Raw genomic sequence first — 25,124 nt, forward strand, 5'->3', positions numbered from 1 at the left:
CCTGCGGCTGGAACTCGTCGTCGGCGATCGGTGAACTGTCGACAAACCAACCCCACCCGGCCGCCGTGGGATCGATAATCACCGTCGAGCGGATCGATTCCGACATCGTCTCGCCCGGCAAATCGGCGACGAGAAACGTCAGATTCTGCAACAGGGCCTGTTGAGTGCTCGAGAGCTGAACCGTGTTCATCCAGCGGCGCAGCGCTTCGTTCGCCAAGGGGGCGATTTGATCCTCGGTCAGCTGTGTGACGGCGCGCCCCGCCGGCGCCGCGGTCGAAGCCGAGAGCAGGAGAATGACCGGATCCTCGCAATTGATTTCGGTCTCGAAATTCACGCAATTGTCGGTCCCCGGGCCGCCATCGCCGAAGTCGATTCCGTTGCCACCATCCATGAAATCGTCGCCGGCGCCGGCGTTGACGGTATCGTTGCCGTCACCGGCCAGGATGTTGTCGTTGTCATCGCCGCCGTCGATCGTGTCGTCGCCTGGACCCCCTTCGATTTCATCATTTCCCGGTCCGCCGAAAAGAGCGGCGCCGTTGATGCCGGCGATCAGGTGATCGGCCCCGGCCAGCCCGATGACTTGCGGCGTGGTCCCCGTGACGATTGCGCCGGCGAGAGAAATGAGATCGCTGTCGATGTCTCCCTGGAGAGTAACTGAAGGACCAATGATCGATCCCTGCGCGATGATGTTAGTACCGATGCGTCGATCGGCATTGCCGAAGTCACCCAGAATCGTGATCGGTCCGCCCCCTTCCAGCCCGGTCTGCACGACGCTCTCGGGCAGCAGGCGCACATCGTCGCCACCGCGAAGCGAAATCGCTCCCGTCAGATTGGAAATCACACCGCCGGCGTTCAGAAATAGATCCTGGCCGGTCGCCGCGGTGTCGATCGTTGTCAATTGAATGACGCCGTTCTGTGTCCGCGCGTGGGCCACGTGCAGCGCGCCGGACGTTTCGTTGATCACGATGTCCTTCACGGCATCGGCCGTCAGCACGCCGGATGCTTCGAACGAGGTATTGATGTCGAGCGGGTTATCAAGCGACCCGATCGCGCCGGTGGACGAGGTCAACGTGATGTTCGCGGCGATGACATCCGGATCGGCCGTGTTGTTGAAGTCGAACATCGAACCCTGCGCGCTCAGCGTGGCGTCGCCGCGCGTCGAGAGCACCGCGCCAACCGGCAGATCGCCCATGATCTCGTGGAAACTGACGTTCCCGTTGCTGCCGGCCACCAGCCGCCCGCCGGTGAGCACGTTGGTGTTCCCCGACAGGTGAATCAGCGGTGTCGACGCCGCACTGATCAGGTCGAGGTTCGTCCCTTGCACCAGGCCGAAGTTGTAAGTGGCCTCGATGGCTTGCGGGTCGAAGGCGAAGACGCCCGTTTCGACCGTCGGCGGCAGATCACCGGGACCTGGCCGGAAATGATTGATGACTTCCGACAAGAGCGGAATCCGCGGCTCGTCGACTTCCACGGCGTACCAATTGGGCGGCAATGTCGTTTCGCGCACGGCGGTCTGTGGAATGATGCTGACTTCGCCGCCGGCAGTGATCGAATCGACATTGATCGTGAAGCTCGTCGCGCCCAACGTGCGCTGACGTCCCGCGAGGCTGAGATACACATCGTTGCCGACGGCGATCGTCATGTGCGTCGGGCGGCCACCGCTTTCGACCAGGTCGACCGGGAAGCGGAATCCGCCTGAATCGCCCAGCGAGCCCTGCGGCGCCTGGGCCTGGAAGCTGTTCGTGATCACCAGGCCCTTCTCGTTGCTTTGCAGAACATCGCCGCTTGCGCTGACGAGCTTCGTGACGCCGATGGGGTTGTTGATGACGCCGGCCACCAGCACGCTGGCCCCTGTCGCGCCGGTGCTCTCGATGTCCACAAGCGCCGACGTATACGACTGCCCGACGTCGAACGAGAATCCTCCGTCGTTCGGCACGTCGATCGTAACCTCGGGCGTGGTGAGACGGTTGTTCGGATCGATGCTCTCGACCTCGACGTCCTTGGCCGAAGCGTTCAGGATCGTGACGTTGAAGTTCTGTTGGAAGCTGAACGTCGACTGGTCGCCCACGATGCGACCGGCCGGCGCGCCGCTGGCGACATCGTTGGTGAAGAAGTGCGCCGTCCCCTGGTCGTTGAACGTGATCGAATTGACGAGGAATTCGGTGGGCGTCTGGGTGAAAGCAACGTTCGTTGCTTCCAGGACATGACCTGCCGCATCGATCACCAGTCGTGGCGCCGGACCAGCGGTGAGGAAAACATCGCTTTCCCAATCGATATTGCGCACCGGATTAAACGTATTCTTCGGCGTCACGTCTCCGCTGTCGTAGAACGCGCCGTCTTGCTTGGGATCGACGTCGATGGCGGAACTGCCGAAAAGGGCCTGTACGTCGAGATGGTGCGTGGTGACCAAGGCGCCGGCATCGGCCGTCACGGTCGACTCGTTGCGGACGTAAGAGATGGCGGTCGAATCCGAGTCTGCCACCGCGGCGTCCGTATTGACGCTCGATACGGCGCTGATATTCGTATTCGTGATCTGCGAAAGGATCGACACGTTCGACGTTCCCGTCACCCTGGCGTTCGGGCGGAGCGCGACGTCGGCGTGTTCCCAATCATTGACGCGTGCCGTGGCGTCGTTGTCGGCGCCCGCCGCCGAGGCATCTCCCTCGGCATTGGCCGATCCGCCGGTGCCTTCGACGGTGGCGGTGAGTTGCACGTTTGGAGCGGTCAATTGCGAGCCACCACCGATTTCGACCTGCGTCAGCGCATCTCCCGAGAGTCCGATGCGCACGCCGCCCGGGGCGGTATCGTCGCGGCTGGTGTCGTTGGCACTGGCATCGGCACCGGCGCCGCTGGAGTCGGCTACCGAATCGGTGAAACCCTGCGTGCTCGACAGACCCTGGATCGAAATCGTGCCACCGGCGGTGAGTCGGGCATTCGTTCCCGTCCGAGCGAGTGTGTCGTGATTGATGTCGGAGTAAGCGTTGGCTTCGGCCTCATCGACGAAGCCGCCCCCTTCGGATCGAGCGCCCGCGTCCGTTATGTGATTCGACGTGGCCTGGATCGTGATGTCTTTTTGGGCCACGATACTCGCGTTGTCACCGACGAACGCTTGGTTGTCGTTGGTGACGTTGGCCGTGGCGTCGGATTCGCCGCTGCCGACCAGGCCGCCCGATTCGTTCGACGAATGTCCGCCGACGTTGACGATCGAATGCGAGGTGATCGTGATGGCCGCGGCGGAAATGGCCGTCTGTCCATTCCCTGCATCGACGTAAGCCTTGACGATGGGCGTGGCGGTGGTGGTCGCATTCGCGGCCTGCCCGCCGAAGAACACTCCGCCGCCAGAGCCGGTCGCATTGGCCGACGACTGACCGTCGCCCGAAAGCCCGCTGGACGTCGACAATGATTGCCCGCCGGGGCCAAGCAGCTTGTTCGCGCCCGTCGACGCGGACGTGAAATCGATGACCAGCGATTGTTTGCCGCTACTGGGGGCCAGGTCCACTCCTTCGGTTCCCAGCGTGCTCGTGCCGGTTAGACCTGTAGCATCTAAATCAAGTAGTGCGCCGCCGGGCGTCGCCGAAAGCCCGATATGGTTGGCGTCGATCCGCACGACATAATAGGTATCGCCATCGACCAGCGGTCCGACGGGGCGATCTCCCGCGGGCAGCAACGAATGCGTCACCGCCTTGCCGGCCTGGCTCTTGTCGGGCGAAAGTGCGATGTTCGTTCCTGCCGTGGCATCGGCCGGCGTCGCGGCCAGACGAATCACGTCGTTCGTAACCTTGATCACGTAATACACGGTTCCCGGCACGAGGTTGCCGACCACTCGGCTCGGATCGCTCGAGTTGTAAACGACGGCCTGACCGGTCGTGAACCCGTGATTGGGTATGAAGATGTCGTCCTGATCCGGGCTGTCGACCGGCTTGCCGTTGGTATCGCGAACCAGGTTTCCGGAGCCGTCGACCGAGACATCGACGAGCGTTGTGCTGAACGTCTCGGCCGTGTTCGGCGCGTGGTAGGTCACGGCCTGTTTGTCTGCGAAGCCGTGCGACGGCAGGGTGATGATGTTCGTGCCACTGTTGACGGCGCTGGCGGCGAAGCTCTTGGGCGCGGCCAGTGCACCGGCGAGCGTCGTGGCCAGCTTGATCGTCGTGGCATCGATAACGCGCACGAAGTAGGTCTGCCCATCGACCAGCCCCTGGACGTTCGGCTGACCCCCGCTGTGATAGATGACGCGGTCGCCGGTGACGAAATTGTGCGTGCCGGTGGTCTTGATCGTGTCGCGGGCCGCATCGACCGACGCGCCGTCGAAGCGCGTGCCGAACTGCAACGTGTTTTGATCCGGGACTAGAACCGTGTAAACGCGTCCGTTCTGCAGCCCACCAATGGGGGTAAAGGGCGCGCTCTGATACATCACCTGGCTGCCGTCGGTGAGTCCGTGGCCGGCGAGCGTGATCGTGTCTTGTGTCAGATTGACGTCGCCGGGGTTGAACGTGTCGTTCGGTGGCGGCGAGAAATCGCCCGAGTCCGACGTGATGCTGACGCTTCCGCCGGCGGTGACATGCGCCAAGCCGCCGACGCGCGCCTCGACGTCCGGGAGCAGATTCGTATTCGCGTGCGATTCTCCGACGGCCACGGCGCCAAAGGCGTTGGCCTTCGAATCGCTGTCTCCTTCGGGACTTGACTTGGCGGCAATCGTGATCGAATTGGTGACATTGGCGGTCGCGCCGTTGCTAATGAACGCGGTGATGGTCGGATTGACGGTCGAGTCTGCCTCGGTGGCGTTGTCGCTGATGAAGCCACCGCCGCTGCCCGTGACGTTGCTCGTGGCGGTGTCGTTGCCGCCGGATTCGATATCGAGCGTGCCGGCGTTCACCTGCGCGCCCGAGTCGAGATAGGCCTGCGTCTGATTTCCGGCTAGCGACTTGGCGTGAACATCGCCGACGCCCAGCAGCAGCCCGATGGCAGTGCCGTCGCCGGTGGCGCGCGATTTGTTGTTCGACGTCGAGCGCACGATCAAGGATTGAGCAGCGTGAACGTTCGCGGCGCCGACGTAGCTGAGCACGCTGGCCCCGCCGAGCGCCGTGGCGGTGGCGCCGGTCGTGCCGATCAACGATCCGCCCGAGGTATCGGCCAGTGCCTGGGCCACGAGAGGATTGTTTTCGGTGTCGATCGTGATGCTGCCCGCGTCGTCGATGATCGAACCGCTGCGGATTGACGCTTCGACCGTCGGCGAATCGGTGGCGTTTGCCGTGGAACTGCCGGCCTGGAACGCCGAGATGTTTTCTCCTTCGGCGTCGGCGTTGACCACGGCTCCGAGCGATTGCGATTGCACGAGCAGATTACCGGCGACCGTCAGGTTCGCGCCGCTGGTGGTGTAGGCGCGAATCGCCGAATTGCGCGTGGCGTTAGTGACCGAACCACTTCCGGTCAGGATGCCCGCCTTGAAGGCGTCGGCCAGGGCATTGGCCAGGCTATCGAGATCCGTGGCCTCGATATTCAAGTTGCCACCGGCGTGGACCGTCCCTTCGGCGTGCGCGAGCGTCGTGCCGCCGGTCGTAGCATTCGAAACCGAGGCACCGCCTGCCGCCACGCCCACGGCGGTCGAACCGGTATTGGCATTGGAAAGCCGCGAGGACGAAGCGGCAACCGTGATATCACCGGTGGTTTGCACGTTGGTGCTGCCGATATAGGCCTCGGTCGAGCCGAGTGTCTTGGCCGTGGCGACGGCGCCATTCCCGGCGAGTATGCCACCGCCGAAGGCATCGGCGTTGACTTGCGTGCTGCTTTGCGACCCGGCGCCGATCGAAATCGTGCCGGCGGTAATATTGCCGCCGCTGCCCAAGTAGGCCTGGCTGATGCCAGCGGTTGTTGAATTGGCGATCGAAGCGCCGCCGGCGCCGAGAGCCACGTTCACCACGCCGCTGGCCGTGGTGGCCATCTCGTCATCATGACTGGTAATCAGCACGATGCCGGGCACCGTGATATTGGCGTCATCAATATGCGCGAGCACGGAAACGTTGGTGTTCGCGTCACTTCCCGTGGCGCTCCCGGAAACGAGGCCGACACCGATGGCATCGGCGTCGCTCTTGGCGCGGTCCGTCGATGTCGCACTGACCGTAAGTGCCGGTGCGTGGATCGTGGCGCCGTCGGCGATCTTGGCTTGCACCGTTCCTTCCACAAGTGAATCGGGGTCCGAGAAACCACCTGAGGCGAGCCCGACGGCCAATTCGGCAACATTGGCATGAGCGTTGCCCGAGGCGGTCGCATTGACGGCCACGATTCCAGTGACGGTGATGTTGGCCCCGCCGATATGGGCAAAATGATTCGCATCGACCGTCGAGCGCGAGGTGCCGTCGTTGCCAGCCAAAACACCGACGTCGCCAACCAATGCGTTGGCATTGGTCGAATTGTCGCTCACGGTGTCGACCGTGAGATTGCCGACCGTTCCGGCTCCGCCGCCAACGACCGCTCCGGTTCCGACGTCGGCGTCGACGTTCGTATCGACGCGCGCCGTGGCCACCACGGCTCCCGCGGCCGCGATGCCGGCTGCGAATCCGTCCCCCTCGCTCCCGACGTTGGATTGCTGGCTGGCCTCGACGTGCACGTTTTGCGCGCCGATGATCGTCGAGTTGGCGTTCAACCGCGCGGCCGTCGTGCCCGAGAGGTTGAGCGTGCCGACATTGGCCTGGGCGGCGATGAAGCCGGCGCCGCCGCCGATGGCGGTGAGCGTACTGCCCGAGGTGAGTTCGTGATCCTGTGCCTGGATCGTGATATTCCGCCCGGCCTGCAGCGAATCGCTCGAGCCCAGGAAGGCCTGGGTATTGTTTTGCACCGAGCCGACGCCGATCGCGGCGCCGATACTCACGGCGCCGAGCGCCGCGTTACCGACGGTTTGATCGAGATGGAACAGGTCGGTGGCGCGGATCGTGATATCGCGTCCGGCTTGAATCTGCGCGCCTGCCCCGGGGCCCGCGTTATCGATAAACGCGAAGGCGCCGCGCGCGTTGGAGGAGGGCGCGGAAATCGCGCCGTTGACGTTCGGATCGCCGAGATCATTCACCAGACCGGCCGCGTGTACGATCAGCGGCGTAGTGCCGAAGCCGTGATAGTTGATCGCCGCTTCGACATCGGGCGTGACGAGCGCTGCATTGATTTGATTGCGCAATGTCGCACCGTTGACCGAGCGGTCGAACTCGGTGGCCGCCATCGAATCGGTCGAAGCCCCCAGGCTTTGCACCGACACGGCCGCCGAAAGCCCTCCGAGCCCCGCGGCAAAGGAGACGACAAACGAGTCGACCGAGCGCGATTCGTTCGAGAGGACCGATACATCATTGAGCGCTCCGACCACCGATTGGCCGGCGATCGAGGCCGCGACGCGGTTGCGCACGGCGCTGACATCGACCGACGCGCCCACACCCGCGAACAATCCCGCCGCCGCGGTGCCGGTATCGCCATCGATCTGCGCGGTGTCGTCGGCGCTGACGGTAACCGTTTGCACAGCGTTGCGCGGGAAGTTGACGCCAGTCTTGTAGGCCGGATCCTGATTCAACAGCGACGGCCGCGATCCGTCGGTGACCGTGGCCTCGGTCGTGGTCTGAATATTGTTGATCGCCACGGTGCCGGCCACGCCGACGGCGCCGACACCGCCGGTCATCACCAGCGGATCGAGCGTCTCGTCACTGTCGGCGGCAATGCGGATGGCGAATTGCGAGTTCAGATGTCCACCGAAAACTTGCGCCTGCACGACGTTCTCGATCGTGTTGTCGCTGATCGACGTTCCCAGCCCGACGGCGCCGCCCCCCAGCGAACCGATTGTTGGGTTGACATGCACCGTATCGTCGGCCAGCACCGCCAGATCGCCGTGAGAGAAGACGTCTGAATCGCGAATGAACGCCTGGCTGTGATCGGCGACGTCGGTCACCGAAACGGCGCCTGCGACGCCCACAACACCACCGGCGATGCCCACTTCGATCAGGTCAAGCGTCTCGCGCGTGACGGTGCCGACTTCGACGCCGGCGCCGTAGACGATCGCGATTCCCGGGTGAGGATCCGAACCGCTTTCGTCCGAGGTGGAGATGAAAGCCCGCGTCACGCTTTCCATGTTGCTGCGATCGATCGTCCCGGCGACACCGACAAGTCCTCCGGCGGTGCCGCCGCTGAGCGCCTGGATATGCTCGTCGCTATGGGCGCGAACGATAACGCGTCCGCCGTAATCGGTCGACGAATTGATGTTCGAGGCGGCGATGAAGGCGTCGGTCTGATTGTGCCATTTGGTGGTCGTGACCAGGCCGCCAATGCCGACCAATCCGCCGCCGGCGTTGATCGACAGTGCGCCGGTCGAGCCAGGCTGACCGACGAAGCTGGCGACCACCGCGAGTCCGTGGACTTGTTCGGTCGTTTCCAGGCCGGTGTCCGGGTCCCAGTGTTCGACGCTGGAGGTATTGCCTTTGCCGTGTGCCGAAACATTGGCATTGTCCACGAAGGCGCGCGTTACGTTCTGGCTGTTGTTGACGACGACTGAACCGCTGGCGCCGACTAGGCCTCCGGCCAGCGCGCCCACGATCACATCCCAAGTATCGGTCGCTTCGGCCGTTACTAGCACGTTCGAAAACGCAGCGACTGTGGAATTGGTGATGTACGCCTCGGTCCGGGTTTCCATGAAGACGATACTGACGTTGCCGGCGATGCCCACCAGGCCACCATTGGCGCCGCCGGTGAATGACTTCACCCGTTCGGCGGCGACGGCGTTCACGTTGACGCTGCCGGCGGTGCTGGTCGCTGTTGCGTGATCGATGTAGGCCATGATATGGCCGCCGATCTCGCTATAAGAAGCCGCGGCGCCCAGCCCGACGAGCGCGCCACCGGCTTGACCGGTGAACGAACCGTTGACCGAGGCATCGGTGGCGAGGATCGTGAGGTCATTCGTCGTCGTAACCGTAGCGCCGCCCGACAGGTGGGCGTCGACGGTGTTGGCAATATTGTTGTTGCCGACGCCGCCCGTGATCGTCAGGAACGTTGCACCAGCGAGCCCCGCACTGACGGAATTGATGCGATCGTTGTCGGCGGCGGTCACCGCGGCGCTATCGGCGTGGACCACGGCGCCATTGTCGACCGTGGCGATCACGGTGTTCCCGATGTCGTTGGTCGAGACGCCCGGCGCGATGGCGACGGCTCCGGCACCGGCACCGGCGCCTGTTATGGCCAGGATGTCGGAATCATCATCGGCCGAAACGGTGAGCGTTTGTCCGGCCGTGACGTGCGCTGAGTTGGTGACGCGCGCTTCGGACACGTTGGCGATCGTGTTGTGGCTCGTCGCGACGTCGAACGCACCGGTGCCGGCTCCGGCGCCGACGGCGGCCGCGGATTTAATGTTGCCGGTGGTCGTCGTATGAACTTCGACGTCCGGGGCCGCGACATTGGCAGCGTCGATGCCGGCGATGACCTGCGAATGGCTGTTATTGGTGCTCGAGGCGGCGCCGGCGGCGATCGCCCCGGCCCCTTCGCCGTTTGCCGCGACGGAGCGAAGTCCCGAGTCCGACAGTCCGCGCACGTGAACGCTAGTGGTCGCGCTCACGGTTGCGGCGCTGCCGATATGCGCGTCGATGTTGCTGCTAATGTCATTGAGCGAAATCGAGCCGCTCAGCCCCAGCGTGCCCGCTCCCGCTCCGCCAATCACGATCGACGTGATATCGTCGGTAAAGAGATTGTCGAAGTCGCCGCTCTTGGTGTCGGTGTCGGGCAATCCATCGTTGTTGTCATCGTCCGAGCTGGCCAATACGTCGATCGTGCCGCCTTGGACCGTGGCATTGTCGATGTGGGCGAAGACATTGTTCGCGATCACGTTCTTGCCCTGGGCCGCCGCGGCCGCCAGCGTGCCTGCTGCGCCGGCGCCCGCGCCTGAGAACGATTCGATGGTCGAGTCATCGCTGCCGCGGATGAAAACGTTGTCGGCCGACACAAGCGCGCCATCGAGCGCGCCGGCATCTGTGGTGTTGCGGATTTCGTTGACGACGAGCGAATAGTCCGCCGCGATCGTGCCTGCCCCCGTGCCGACGGCTGCCAGGGCCTCGATCGTGGCCAGTGTGTCGGCCGAAATCTGCACGCTGCTGGCCGTGGCCGAACTGCCGGCACCGCCGACGAAGGCGATGACGTGCCGGGTGGTGTTGTTAGTAGTGATGGCCGTGCCGACGGCCACACCGGCGCCGACGACGAAAGCCGCCTGCCCGGCGCCGCCGAAGATCAAAGTATGATCGGTCGCGTTGACGACGAGCAGCTTCGAACCCTGGGCCGTTGCGCCCGCGTCGACGTGCGCATCGAGAGTGCCGGCGATCGTGTTCGTGGCCAGCGATCCGCCCGCGGCGAAGCTCTGTGCGCCTGTCCCTCCGGCCGCGATGCCTTCGATTTGGGCATCGCTGGCGGCCAGTACTTGGAGGGCGTCGGCCGTCACCGTGGTTCCGGCGTCCGTGATGCTAGCCGTCGTCGTGCGCGTGATTTCATTGGTGGCAAGCGCCGCGCCGACCGAGGCGCCGCCGCTTGTGGTGAATGCCACCTGCCCGGCGACCGCCGTGATGCGCGTGCGATCGTCGGCCTTGACCGTGACCCGAGTGACGGGCAGCACTTGCGCGCCGCCGGAGATATGCGCATCGAGCGTCCCGCCGATGGCATTGTCGGCCAGCGAGCCGCCGGCGGCGAAATTGTTGGCGAACGCGCCGCCGGCCGCGACCGAGTTGATCGCCGCATCGCTCGACGCCAGCACGTTGATCGTGGGGGATGTCGGGGAACCGCCGACGGTGGCGAGCGTGGCGTTATCGACGAAGGCCGTGGCGTTGCGCGTGATCGAATTCTTCGAGACGCCGGCCCCGACGGCACCGCCTGAACCCGAGGTGACCGCCACGGCGCCGGCGATGGCCGTGATCTGCGTATCGTCGTGTGCCTGGATCGTGATCCCGCTGGACATGGTCACGAGCGCGCCGTCGGAAACGTGCGCATCGAGCGAGCCCGCGATATCGTTCTCGCTGAACGAACCTCCCAAGGTGAAGTGATGCGCGTCGCTGCCTCCGACGGCGATCGAGACAATATCCGCGTTGTCGTAGGCATCGACGAGGACGGTGGGAGCCGTGACCTTGGTCGCTGCGCCGGATATCGAAGCGGTGACAGTCGTCGTGATCGAATTGATCGAGACCGCGGCGCCGATGGCCGAGGCGCCGTTGGCAACCGCCGCGTCGCCACCGACGGCGACAATCGTTCCGCCGTCGCTGGCCTGCACCGATACGACACCGGCCGCGGTGACCACGGCTCCGGCGGAGATATGCGCGTCGATGGTTCCCGCAATCGTGTTGCTGGCGTTCGAGCCGCCGATCACGTCCCACTGGCTGGCCTGCACGACACCGAGAGCAACCGAGACGACCGTGGGATCCGATTCGGCATGTACGTTCGCGTCGCCGGCGGTAGCCGTTACTTGCGATTGCTCGACCGCGGCGCGGACGGTATTGGTCACGGTGTTCGTGGCCGCCGCAATGCCGCCGGCCGGGATGAGGCCCTTGATCGGTCCCTTCTTGTCCATCGTGACCGCATCGACCAGCACCGCGGCGGTCGTATCATCGACGGCATTTACATTCGCGTCGGTCCCGGCGGTGATCGCGGAACTATCGCTGACCTTGGCTTCGACCGTGTTGGTGACGTCGTTCGTTCCTTGCTTGATCTGCAATCCGTCGTAGCGCGGCAGCAGCGAGCGGTTCACGGCGTCGACGGTCTCTTGCGCGTACACGTTGCTGTTGCGGCCGGCCGTGACCGTGGCATCGTCGACGTACGCGCCAACGAGGTTCTGCACGGTATTGGTGCCGGTCGTGGCCGTCAGCGTGCTCTTCCCGTCGACATCGCCTTGCACCAGCACGTCGCGCCCGGCCGTGGCCGATGCACCGCCGACGAGCGAAGCCACGGCGATATCGTGCGTGTTTACGAACGATCGGTCGCTGTAGACCGCGATCGCCGAATCCGCAGGCGGCGCGATCGCGTACATCAGATCGACGGCCGTGGACGTGTCGGTGGCGAAATCGCTGCTCTCACGCGCGGTGATCGCGATATCGCGGCCGGCATTCAAGGTCGCGCCATCGACAACGACGTTCGTCCCCAGACCTTCGATGTTTCCTTCAACGGCGCTGGTTACAACGTCTTGCGGAGTGGCATCGGTCAGGGCGATGGCGGCCTCGCCCGCGCTGGGTAACGCGCCGCGATACTGGTCGAGCGTGTCGCGGATTCCCTCGCCTCCCGAGCTGGTCAGCTTTTGAATGATCAGGTCGAGATCCGATTGAATCGAATCGGTGCTGGTTGTATTCAGCAATGACGCCGGCACGAGCGGTATGCCGACCAGTGGCAAGATGATCGGCGATTCCAAATCGCCGCGCAGCGAATACATCGAATGAATCAGGTTCAAGCCCAGCTTCGTGGGCTGACCGATGTTGGCGACCAGGCTATCGCCGGTGATCCGGCTCAGGGCAAAGACGTCGATATCCTGCAACGCATTGACCTTAGCTCCCTGGTTGATGCGCGCCGTCGTGTCGTTGCGGACGACGCCGATATCGACCCCCACGCCCGTCGAGAGGAAGCCGAAGGCAAAGTTGACCGGCAGTCCCCACAAGGTCGTTTGATTGGCGGCCGACACGTTGACGGTTTGCGCGGCGTTGGCACCGCTCTGGTCGGTATTGAGCTGCGCGCCGGTGTCGACGAAGGCCGACGTGTCCGAATCGACAAGCGCCGCGGTCACCGAACCGGAGAGCCCGATAATCGACGAAGCGGTCCCCGCCCCCGCGACGTTGAACACATCCTCGGTGGCAAGCGCCTGCACGGCGACGCCATGAATCGTTGTTTGGCCCAGCGAAGGAACGATCGTGCCATCGAACACTTGCAGCGCACCGGGCGAGTTACCCTTGGCATTGACGATCGTGTCTTTGCCGATGAAGGCTTCGGTATCTTTGCCGATGACAACCGTGGCGAACGACAGCCCGGCCCCCGCGATGCTGCGCCCCAGGGCCGCAGCGCCGGCCATCGTGTCGACGTCGGTATCGCTATCCGAGGAGACGAGGACGTTGCCGTCGGCGTTGACTTTCGCGCCATCACCGATGAAGGCATGGGTCGCCTGCTTGATGGAAATAAAATCGACCGAGCCGTCGGCCAACACGTGCGAACCGCCTACGGCCGAGACCAGGCCCGCGGCGAAGACCATGATATCGTGATCGGCCTTGGCCGTGACCAGCACGTCCCCCTTGGAATTGACCGTGGCCCCGCCAATGCCGGCCTCGGTCGTGTCATTGGTCATGGCGAGGTTGAACGCCCCACCGGCCGAGCCCGATACGACGCTCGGTGACGACATGGCGGCGCCGCCGGCCAACCCGGCGAAATACAGATCCGAGCCAGCCGTGACTAGCACGGTCTGCTGGTCGGCTGCTCCGCTTGTCGATTCGTTGATCACGGCGCCTTCGCCGATGTGAGCGAGAGTATGATTCGCCGAGACGATGGCCCCGGCCGAGAATTGCGCCACCAGGTTGCCCGGCGCGCCGAAACCGATGGCCAGCGTTTTCACCGCGTCGCGCGAGGTGGCCGCCACGGCCAATCCGCGCACGGGAACGATCGTCGGCCTGGCCGAGCGCGAGCCTGACAGATCGGGATCCTCCGTCGGCGCGCTGACCGGCGTGATATTCAACGGCGACAAGTCACCGCCAAACGACAGTGCATTGCTCAACGCGCGAATCGGATTGTTGAAAATGACTCCCAGCACATCCACGATCAGCGAGCCGAGCAGGCCAGGAATACTGTCGGGCGTGTAACTGATGTCGAAACCACCGCTGCGGGTTGACGCATCAGCACGTTGGCCTAAGGCCGTGACGTGGGCACCGCTATCGACGAACGCCTGCGTCTGCTTTTGCAGCACGACAAGTCCGGCCGAGGCGCCGGCGCTCGCCGCGCCACTAAGCGTACTTTGGCCGACGATGTAATTTGCTTCGGCCTGATCGTCGGCGTTGACGACCACGCTGCCCTGGGCGATGACCTTCGCCTCGCCGGTGATGTAGGCGGACGTCGTGGCGGGCACGGTAAAGATATCAGCCGCGCCAGCGACCGTTGCCACGTCCGACACTCCGAGCGTGGCGGTGACGGGATCAATTCGCTCGTGCGAGAGGGCAAGAACCTCGACATCGTCGTTCGCCAGGACGGTCGAGGAGCCGTCGATATACGCCTCGGTATTCTTGGTCAGCCGGCCGCCGTTGGCGGATCCACCGGCCGAGACAACGTCGGAATCCGACAGCGCGCCCGATAGACCGCCGACATTCGAAGTGTTCCAGGCGAGCAAGGAAACGACCTGGCTGGTCGAGGCGCCGGGACCTTCGTTGACGACCGATCCGCCGCTGATGAACGCCGCCGTGTGATTGTCCAAGAGCACGGCATTGACCGAAGCCGCGCCAGCGAAGCCGAGGGCCAGCGCCCCGGCCACGGCGATCGGATTCAAATCCTCTTGCGACGTGGCGCGCAGGATAACACCGTGCAACAGCTCGGTCTGTGGAATACCGCCGACGGTATCTCCGGAAAAGACTTCCGCCGCCGCGCCGAGTGCCAAAGCATCGACGCGGGCGTTGTTCAGGATCGCGGCCTTGGTCTCGTCGTTCTTCATGAACACGTTGACCGAGGCGCCGATACCGGCGGCCAGGCCCAAACCTGCCGCGCCGGAGATCGGATCGAACGTCGAGTGACTGTCGGCCGTGAGGACCACGTTGTCGCCGGCCAGCGTGGTGCCGCCGTCGATCGTTGCTGTGGTCTGTTTGTCGTATTGAGCAAGTCCCACCGAGCCGGCGACCGCTAGCGCGAGCCCCGCGCCGACCCCGGCCGAAACGGAATCGACATCGTCGCTCGATGCCGCGTTAACGAGCACGTCGTTTTGTGCGTGGACATTCGCGCCTTGCAGCCGCGCGGAGACGTCCTTGTTCGCGAGCGTGGCGACAAGCGCCGCGCCTGCCGTGACGAATTGCGATCCGCCGAAGGAGCCCGCGACTCCCAGCCCCGTCGTGTTGTGCTGCGCCGAGACTTCGACATTGAGCGGCCCCGTGGCGGTTGGATTCTCGACGTCGACGACTGCCTTGGGCCCGACGTACGCATCGATTTTGGTGTTCATGCGGAAGAGCACGGCCGAAGCGTCAAGGGCGACTTCGTCCGCGGTGGCGTTCCCGGAAGCATGCCCGAGCAAATTGTCATTGCTGGTCGCCGTGACATAGACCCCGGCGGGACCCGTCAGGCCGGTTGCCAGCGCGGCTTGCACGTTGCCGTCGACGTGGGCCACGGCGCTGGAATCGATATTCGGGCTGGCCGCCGCCAGGCTGGCGCTGCCGAAGGCGCTCGTGGCGCCGGCCCGGGAAATCACCGAAACATGTGGGGTGTCTTGGGCCGTGACGAACAGGCTGCGATCCGTGATCACGGTCGCACCCGGCGCGACGTAGGCCTGATCTTCTCCGCCGACGTCGAAGGCGCTGCCGGCGCCCGCGGCGCCGATTGCCGGCTTCGAGTTTGCCGTGATCACGTCGGGATGGTTGTCGCCGGTCACATCGCCGACCGCGAGGCCTACCGTGGCGTTGGCGTCGGTGCTGATGTCGGTTCCGCTGCCGAACGTGCCGTGCCCGTCGTTGAGATAGATACGATTGGGCGTGAGCAGGTTACCGACGACCAGGTCGAGATCGTTATCGCCGTCCATATCGGCCAGCACCACGGCTTGCGTCAAGGGACCGGGTTCCGTGACGGTCGTGCCCGTGTCGAAGCCGCGCGTGCCCGGCGTGGTGCTCAGGTTTTTGTACAGACGAACGCCCGTGGCTACGTTCCCGACGACGATGTCCGGGTGGCCGTCTCCGTCGACGTCACCAATGGCGATCGAGCGCGTGATGAATTTGTCGGGGCTGAGATCCACACCGGGATCAAACGTACCGTCGCTGCGGCCGTAATAGATGCGCGTAGTAGCGCCAAAGGCATACTGCGAAGTGAGCCGGTCCAAATCCACTTTCACCGGATCGAGGTTGGCCAGGCCGATCAATTCCTTCTTCGCCAGGTCCGAGAGCGTGGTTAGACCCGAGTCGATGAGCTTGCGCAGATCGAGTTTGATATCGAGCAGATCGTTGACGTCGACGACCCCCTTGTCGACCAGCGTGCCGATATCCGTGAGCGGTGAACTCAACAGGTCGCCCAGTTTGATATCGGGAATCGAGAGATCGCTGACGTCGACGAGGTTCTTGCCGATCAGTTGATCAAGTGCCGTGAGGCCCGAGTTCACCAGGTCATCGAGTGACACCTTGCCCACCGCATTGATCAGGCCGTGCGCGGCAAGCTGCGTGTCGGTCACGAGGCCAGAGGCGGTCAGATCGGTCGGGTCGAGCTGCTTGTCGGTGAAGTTCTGCAGCGTCAGCACGCCGTCGAGCGCCAGATCGCGCAGCGAGGCAATTCCAGCCGAGAGGATGTCGTTCACCGTGATCGGCGCGAGCGGATCGAAGCCGAAGCGGTCGAGCAACCCCTTTTCGACCAGATTTACAAGCGACGTCAATCCGCTGTGAACCAGGTCAACGGCGTCGACGATCGTGCCATCGATAAAATCGCCGACTTTGACCAGTTCGCGATCGATCAACCCGGCCAGGTCGAAGCCCAGATTGCCGGTGACGATATCGACGTTGCCGTCCCCGTCCAGATCCTGGGCGGCGATCGAGGTCGTGAAGTTGACGTCCGTCGAGATATCGTGGGCGACGGAGAAGGTGCGCGTTCCGCCTTGCGCCTGGAATGCCTCGGCATGGTCGCCGGGTCCCTCATTGATATAGAGTCGCGGCCGCCCGTCGAGGTTTCCGACAACCAGGTCCAGGTCGCCGTCGTGATCGATATCAACGACAGCAATCGACGTGGTTTGATCGGCGTCCGAGAAATTGAGCGTCAGAGCGAGTGGTACCCCGCCCGGCGTGGCGAGTACACCCGCCCGGCGGGCTTGCGCCAACAATTCCTCGGCCTGGCTGGAAATGAGCGTGTGACCCGTGGTCGTGAAGATCATCCGGCCGGTGGCGTCGAGCTGCACTTGGATATCGCCCGCCGCACCGGCGCCCGAGAGAATGAGCGTCTGGTCGACGATCTGTTGCAACTCTTGGCGCAGATCGTCGGCCGTGACATTGTCCAGCGTGTTGGCGTCGTCCGGAGCGATCGCGAAATCAACCTCGTGACCATCGAACGTCACCGAGAGGTGCAGCGGATCATTCGCCGCGTTGGTGACGATCAAGCCGTCACGCCGGGCAGCATTGATCGCGGCTTGAGCAGCGTTCGCATCCAGCACGCGCGAGCTGGAGGTGAGGATAATGTTGCCCGTCGCCGGATCGATTCCCACTTCGACCGTGCCGGGGAAAAATCCGGCGGGGGCCAGCTGCGCGTCGATCTGTCCCTGCAAGTCATTGACCAGGTCCTGAACCGTGACGTTGTTGCGCGTGACCGCTGGATCGATCGACACGCCGAGCGATCCGACGCCGATATCGATCCCGGGCGAGAAGTTCCCCTTTCCATCGTTCAAGTAAAGTCGATTCGCCTGCCCCAGATTGCCGGCGATGACGTCCAGGTCGCCGTCCTTATCGAAATCGCCCAGCGCCACGGCCAACGTGAGATCAGGAATCAGGGAGTTCTTCTCGACCGTGGGCACGTCCAGATCATCGAGCGAGCTGAGGACGCTCCCCATGTCTTTGCCGGAGTCGAAGTTGCCCGAGCCGTCATTCAGGTAGCGCCGATTGAATTGCGCGAAGTTGCCGGTCACGAGATCGAGCTTGCCGTCGCCGTTAAGGTCTCCAAGGGCGACCGAGGAGGTGAGCGTGTCACGCCCGCCCACGTCCTGCCCGGCAACACCGCTCATCGGATCGGCGGTGCCGTTATTGATGTACAGACGGTTCTGCGTACCTGCGCCGCCGTCGGCTAGCGCAGCCGAGACGGACAAAACTTGTTCGTTGCTGTTGGCGTTGATGTGCAGATCGTTCGGCGTCACGACATTGGCCCCGTCGCCGACGAAGGCGTGGGCTCCGTTGCTGATCGAGCCGATATCGAGTGCCGCGCCGAGGGCGGCGAATCCATCGGTCGAGGAACTGGACGCGCCGGCATTCGAAACGACCGTGATGTTGCCGAGCCCATCGATGTGCAATTCGCCGGGCACGTTGGCGCTGGTGCGAGCGCCGAAGGCCGCCTCGGCCAGGGTGTCGAGCTCGTTTTCGTTGACGGAACCGGCCACGGCGACGTCGGCCTTCGTCCCTGCGCCCCCGTCCGAGAAGGCCAGCACCGCGCCGCCGGTGGTCGCCAACAGGACGACGTTCGTGGCCGACAGCGTGACGTCTTGGGTGTACGCGCGTGCGATCTCGTTCAAGCCGTTGTGCGCGAACGCGCCGCCGATGCCAAAGTGATTACCGAAGGCCACGGCGCCGGCCGACGCTTCGACGAGCGGCGCCGCATGGGTTTCGAGATGAATTTCGTCGCCAGCCGTAACCTTGGAAGTGTCACGGATGAACGTCTGAACGCTGTCGGTCAGCGAGTTGTAGGCGACATCGCCGGAAAAGCCGAATCCGAAATCGAGCCCGTGATATTGCTCGAGCCCGCCGCCGAGATCGCCGAGCGAACCGCCTGATGCGGCGCCCGCCGTGCTGGTGGTCCACACCTGTTGCGTGGAATTGGCGTCGAGGCGAACGTCGTGCCCTGCGGAGACCAGGCCTTGCACGCCACCGGTTCCGATCGGGCCGATGGGGCCGGCCGAATCGCCGATGAAGGCGTGCGTTTCGCTGTGACCGCTGCGCTCTTCGTCCGTGATCTTGTCGATCGTGCTGGGCGCGGTTTCGACGGTGAAGGCGGCTGCGGCGCCGACGCCCCCATCGTCCCCCGTGGCAATGCTACCGGCAACGTTAACGACCGCGCCCCCGTTTTCGGCATTGAGAAGAATGTCGTGTCCGGCGTGAACCTGGGCGCGATCTTCAATGTACGCGAGCGATTCGTGCCCCAGCACCACCAGTCCGAAAGCTCCTTGCACGCCCACACCGCCCGCCGCGGTGCCCGGCTGCGTGACTTGCACGATGTCATTGGTCGTGGCTGAATGAATCGATATATCGCGCGCCGCATTGACGAGCGTGCGATCGTCGATCGATGACTTGGCGTAGTTGTCGACAAACAGACCATTGAAGTAGCCACCAACCGCCAGGTCTCCGCCCGTGAAATTCAGGGCCGACGAATCCATGCCGGCCATGTTCGTCACGTGAACCGTGGCGGCCGAGTCGATCGTGATATCCTGGTCCACCGCGGGAGCGATCACCGCCGGGCGCTGATTGACGTGCGCTCCGGCGGCGATTCCCGACGCCGCCTGGTTGTAAATCTTCTGATAGTTGACGCCGCCGCCGAGGACGACCACGCCGCCGGGCGCGCTTGCGTTGGATTGCACGAAGCTCGTGCCCATCAAGCTGGGGTCGGCAAGCAAGGGTGCCAGGAACGCGGCCAGTGGATCGAGTGCTGTCGTCACCGCGCCCGCCACGGCGTTGGCGTCGCTGTATTGTTCGGCGATCTTGTCGGTGCCTGTTGCGGTGCCGGGCAGACTGAGATTGAAAGTCGGCTCGAACGTCGAGTTCGGATCGCCCGCGCGGCGTGGGCTGGTGATCGTCGCGGCCGAGGTGACCGACAGTGCGTGCGCCACGTCGACCGTGGCGTTAAAACCGACATAGGCCGTGGCCTGATTGGCGACGCGCGACCACGCCACGGCGCCGCCCAGCCCGACGACCGTTGCATCGGCAGCGTTTCCCGTCGCGCTAATCTGGAATGGCTCGTCGGCGGTGGCATTAATGTCGAGGTTGCCTCCGACGGTGATCGCCGAGCCGTCGTCGATCAGAGCCGCGGCTTTGTTCTCAGAACGCACAAGCGCCACCGAGGCGGCCAGCGAAACGTCCGTCCCGACCCCCGTCGGGCTGATCGTGCGATCGTCGATATCGGTGCTGAGATCGAGTGTAGCCAGGAAGTCGGTCAACTCCTGCACCAGGGTATTCGCGGCGTCAGGCGCCTGCGCGACTTGCCCGAGCGAACGAGTCATGTCCTGCAGATTGATCGAGTGCGACTGGATCGATAAGTCGCCCGCGATGTCGAGCAGGCCGCTGATGTCGGTGCTGGCGTCCGACTGGTAGGAGCCGATGGCCAGCGCCGCGCCGATGCCGATAAAGCTGCCGCTGCCGGGAAAACCGGCCGCGACGACCATGTTCGAAACCGAGTTGGTATTCTCAGAGTCAAACGTCGCGCTTTGGGCGTCGATCGTGGCGCCCGACTTCACGACGACGTTGGAATGCGTCCGTGTCTTGCCGTAGGAGAGCGAAATATTCGCCACATCGCCCGTCTCGGGCACGAGGGTCGTCACAGCCAGGGTATTCTCGGCCGTGGCGGTCGCGTTGACCGTCTGGGCAGCAGTGATCACGGCTCCCACGTCGATCGTGACGTCGGCCGTTGGCGAGGAACTGCCGTAAGTGATGCCGAAGTATTTGCTGCGGGTCGTGATTTGCGCGCTCGATGCGGCGTCGGCGTGCAAAAGCACGTCGCGGGCCGCGCGCAAAACCGCTCCTTGCTCGATGTTGACGATCGCGTCGGCCGTCGCAATCACGGCCGCGGCGTGCCCCGAGACATGGAATACATCGTCCTGATCGATCGGCGCATCAAGCCCCGCGTCAGCCGTGGGATTTGCGTCGGTGTCGATGGCCGACTTCTGCGTCGTGGCCTGGGCATCGAGGCGAACGTCGCGTCCGGAAAGCACAGCTCCCGCGCCAATGTCGATCGAACTGCTCGCGGCCAGGTTCAAGAATCGCGAACTGCCGATCGATAGCGACCAGGTCAGGTTCTGCGCGTCGTGCGCTGTCAGGGTGATATCGCCGGGCGTGAAGAGGCCGGTCGCGTCGGCGACCAGTTGGGCGCCCGCGCCAATGCCGATCAGTGGCGCCGTGATGACGATATTGCCGGAGTTCGCCACCGAGGGATCGCTAAACGGGTTTCCGGCGGCTGCTACTTGGCGTGTGGAGATTCTTCCTGTCGTTGTTACCTCGACATCATCTGCCTGTAGCGTAACATTGGCCAATCCGCTGCCGCCGACCGTTCCGGCGATAATGATCTGGCCCGGCACGACCAGCAGTTCGTCGCCGTTGCCTGTGGAATCGCCCGGCAGAAGGTTGGCGTTGACCGTGATCGCGCCGTCGGTCACGTCGGTGATCGTGTAGACACCGTTATTGATGAGAAAGCCCGTGGCGTGAATCTGCTGGCCGACCTGAAAACCGTCGGCGACGAAGCTGCCGCTTGAGCGTGTGAAGCGGTTATTCGACGAATCAACACCGAGCGACGTCGGGCCGCTGCTGATCGATTCGGCCACGACCGTCAACGAGTCTTGCGAGCTATCGCCGTTCCCTTCGGCCGATGAAACGATCACCGTTCCATGAAATGTGAACGTGCTGTCGCCGTCGGCCGAAAGGTCGATGCCCACCAGGCTCGGCGGTATGACGAGCGGCGTCGTCGGCGTGACAAGCGCCGGAATGTGTGCCGAGGGAGTGATGCCGCCGGCAACTTCATTCGGATCCGGCGAAGGTGTGTCGCCGAGGTCCGGGAAGTTGAGGCCGCCGTCTTGCCAGTCGACAAATAGCGCCCGGAAGACCGGTCGCAAGATATCGCTTTCCCACAACGGGTCATTCCCCGTGCCCGTGGCGTATTTCAGATCGAGCCAACCGGGAATCGGCTCGGCATAGCCACTCGGCTGAACAGCCAGCGTTTGCGGATCGCGCACAAGTTGCACCTGGCGAACGTCCAAAGGATCGTTCACCTGTTGCACGCGCACCGGTCCGGCCAATACGTCGCCGTCGGCCACGTTATCGAGCACGACGCGCAGCGTGCCCGAGGCCGAGGTGACGCTGCCCAGCACGTCGTACGAGAAAGTGCCGTCGGAAACCTGATTCGACAGGTCGCGCTGATTGACGAAGAACTCGGCGATCGGCGTCGGGTTGGCGCCGTCAAAGACCTGGTAGTGAGCGTTGGTGGCCGGGTTGATCGGCTGACCGTTGATTCGCTCGGTGACGTTCGATTTCCAACTAGCTTGCAGTTGGTAGGCCTGTCCGGCCGCGACGGGAATCGTCCACGACGCACTGGCCGTGGCGGCGCCCGTGGCTTGCGGCGCGACGCGATAGGCCAGGTCGCTGACGATCAGGCTATCCTGCCGCCAGTTGTGATCTCCGTCGATCTGCAAGAGCCAGGGCTGCGCGTCGGAAAGAACTTGCTCGCTTGTGCCGTCCGCGAGCGTCGCGTTGACCATGACCCCCGGTTTTTGCAACGTGGTGGTGAGCACGTTGCCGCCGTCGTTGCCGTTCATGTTCAAGAGCGACCAGTCGTACGGCGTCGCGAGCGGAGTTCCCAGGTCGGCAAGGGTATTGTTGACGAGCGCGCTTAGCTGGCCGGCGCTGGCCACGTCGCCGTCGACCGGCTTCTCCTGCAGCAGAATCAGCTTGCCGAGCGTGACGGCATCGGCGAACGCGGCGAACTTACTCGGGTCGAACTCGATATCCGACCCAAGGACCGTCTGCGGACGGTCGAAGAAAACGAAGTTTGGGTTGTCGGACACGATCGGGTCGGTCGCCACCTGGCTGTGAATGCCGAGATAGCTGTCGAGCTTGGCATGGTCGCCGGGCTGGAACACGTCGATCGTCTTCGAACCGATCGTCGCTGTTTCCAGATCCATGCCGTTGGGCAGGTTGATCAGTTGGCCGATCGTTTCCACGTCGAGCCCGTACCGCTGTTGGAACATCTGCTCGACGAACTGCTTGGGAATGGCCGAGATCCCTCCGCCGCTGCTGCTATCGCCGCTGGAAAGGGGATTCAGCGCCAGGCGCAAGGGCTCGATGATGTTGTCTTCCAGCGGCGTGATGAAGTCGTGCAGGAAGTTCCCCAGATCGGCGACGCGCTGCGGCACGCCGAGCATCGGCAGCAAGTGATTCGTGAAGAACGAATCCGACGTATTGCCGTCCTGGTTCGGATCGTTGAACTGCGCCAGGATCGTGTTCATCAGGCCGACCTGATCTTCGGCGGCCGCCCGCTCGGGGTCGGCGTCGTTACCGACTCCTTCGCCTTGGGCGTTTTGCACGTTGCGCAGGGTCTGGTAGTTGAAGACGGCCTCGCTGGCATCGAGCCCGAGTTCGGCCCAGTCTTGCACGCCGGCGTCGATGCTGTCGCGCCAGTACGCGAGATAAGAAGCGTACAGCTCGGCCGTTTGCTGCACGCTGGGAGTCGAGCCCAGCGCGATCAAATGATCGAGCAGGCCGTTGAAATCCGTGGTCGGGGCGGTGCCGTAGGCCGTGATATAGGCGGTCGCGGCAATGTTAGCCTGTTCGGCCACGGCATCCCGCAGCTTGAGGAACTCATCGAGCAGCAGGCCGCGGCTGCCCATCGTCACGAGGGCTTCGTCGCCGCTGCCGGTTGCATCGCCCGCGGAGAGCGGTTCGGCAACGGTGAGCGTGTTGGCCGATACCGCCGTGACGGTGAATTGTCCGTTATTGCTGCCGAAGCCGAAGGCATAAATGGTCTGGCCGACGGCAAAGTGATCGTCGAGGAAGCTGCCGCTTGTGCGCGTGAACTGGTTGGTCGCGCTATTAACGCCCAGCGTGGTATAGCCCGTATCGGCAGCGGCCGTCGGGTCGCCCGGGAACGGCTTGATCAGCGCCTCGTAAACGAAGCGCGTGGGCACGTCGAAGCTGCTGGCCACGGTCGAGCTGTTACTCAGGTCGCCATCCGGCAACAGCGAGCGCAGCGTGTCGTTGTCGTAGCCGGGCGTGGCGTTGCCGATGTAACCTTCGACGATGAAGTGACGAACGGCGTTGGCCAGGTCCTGCGTGTTGTTAAGCACATCCGTGGTCGAGGGATAAATCCCTTCGGCAAATTCGTTGACCAGGTTATGCGCAAAATGGTCGCCGGCGGCATGCGTGGCATAGCCGTAGGCGAACGCCAGAATCTGCAACTGTTGGTCAGGCGTATAGGTCGGATCGCTCTGCGCGGCCCAGGCCATGTCGAGGATGCGCTGCATCCAGACACCGGTATCGACTGGATGGACGACGCTCTGCCCCATGACGAAGTCCGGAAAACCGTCCGGGCCGACCGCGCCGGCGTTGTAGTACGTCGGGTAGCGTGTAATCGCTTCGACCAGCTTGGGATCGACCGTGTAGTCGTGCCCATTGATGGTCAACTGACCGTCGACGATCAGATCGTCGCGGATGTCTTTGGCCGTTTCGACGTGGGTGTAGGGCTTGAAGGCCACGTCATCGAGCGGGCCTTGATCTGCGCTTGTGTCGACGGCGATATGCTCGAAGCCCAGCAAGTGTCCCGCTTCATGCGCGACCACGGTCGACAGATCGCTGGTGTAGGCTTGCGCGCTTGTATCTCCGGCGCCGATCTTCTGACTGAAGACGAGCGCCGCGTCGCGGTGATCCTGGTTGGCGGTATCGATCTTCTCGGCCACGCCGAGGAAATCGCCAAAGCTGGCGAATTCGGCGCCGGAGCCGCCTATATATATGGTCGAAAACTCGTTGCCCGCGGCTGGCATTTGATCGGTGAACGTGACCCCGGTTCCGGCGAACTCGGCGTTGAGCGACGCGACCAGGCTCGTTTCGATCGTCGATTCCTGGCCGGCCAGCGCGGCAGGCGCGGCAAAGGCAGGGATATTGATGCCGGCGATGGTCACGGGGCCGTCGTAGCGGAAATCGTGCGCTCCCTGAAAATCGAGGTAGAAGGTCTGGGGCGCCGCCAAGGTCGCGGCCGTGGCATCGACCGGCACCAAATCGAGCTGTCCGAGCGCTTGCAAGAGTGCGGCCGAGCGATCGTCGACTCCCGGCGCTACGGATAAGAGCACACGCTCTTCGAGCTGCTCGAAATCCGCGGCCAGAAATCTCGCTCGGGCAGCACGCAAGTTCGCCTTGCGCTGTTGCGATTTCTTCATGTGACCTGTCAATGCGGAACGGCGGCGACGAGATGCGCTCATGGAACTGCCCAATCGAAGCGAGGACGCTTACGAGAATGCGGAAATGAATTGAGGCTGGCGCCGCGCA

At 63.8% G+C, this 25,124-nt stretch carries 1 protein-coding gene; it reads right to left on the bottom strand.

Going from position 1 to position 25,124, the window contains the following annotated elements; all coding sequences use genetic code 11:
• Window positions 1-25,015: FG-GAP-like repeat-containing protein (locus tag VHD36_10220; protein HVU87686.1), on the bottom strand; the 25,015-nt coding region annotated here is incomplete at its 3' end.
• Between the last annotated feature and the right edge of the window lie 109 nt (window positions 25,016-25,124).

This window comes from Pirellulales bacterium (genome assembly GCA_035546535.1).
GTDB lineage: Bacteria > Planctomycetota > Planctomycetia > Pirellulales > JACPPG01 > JACPPG01.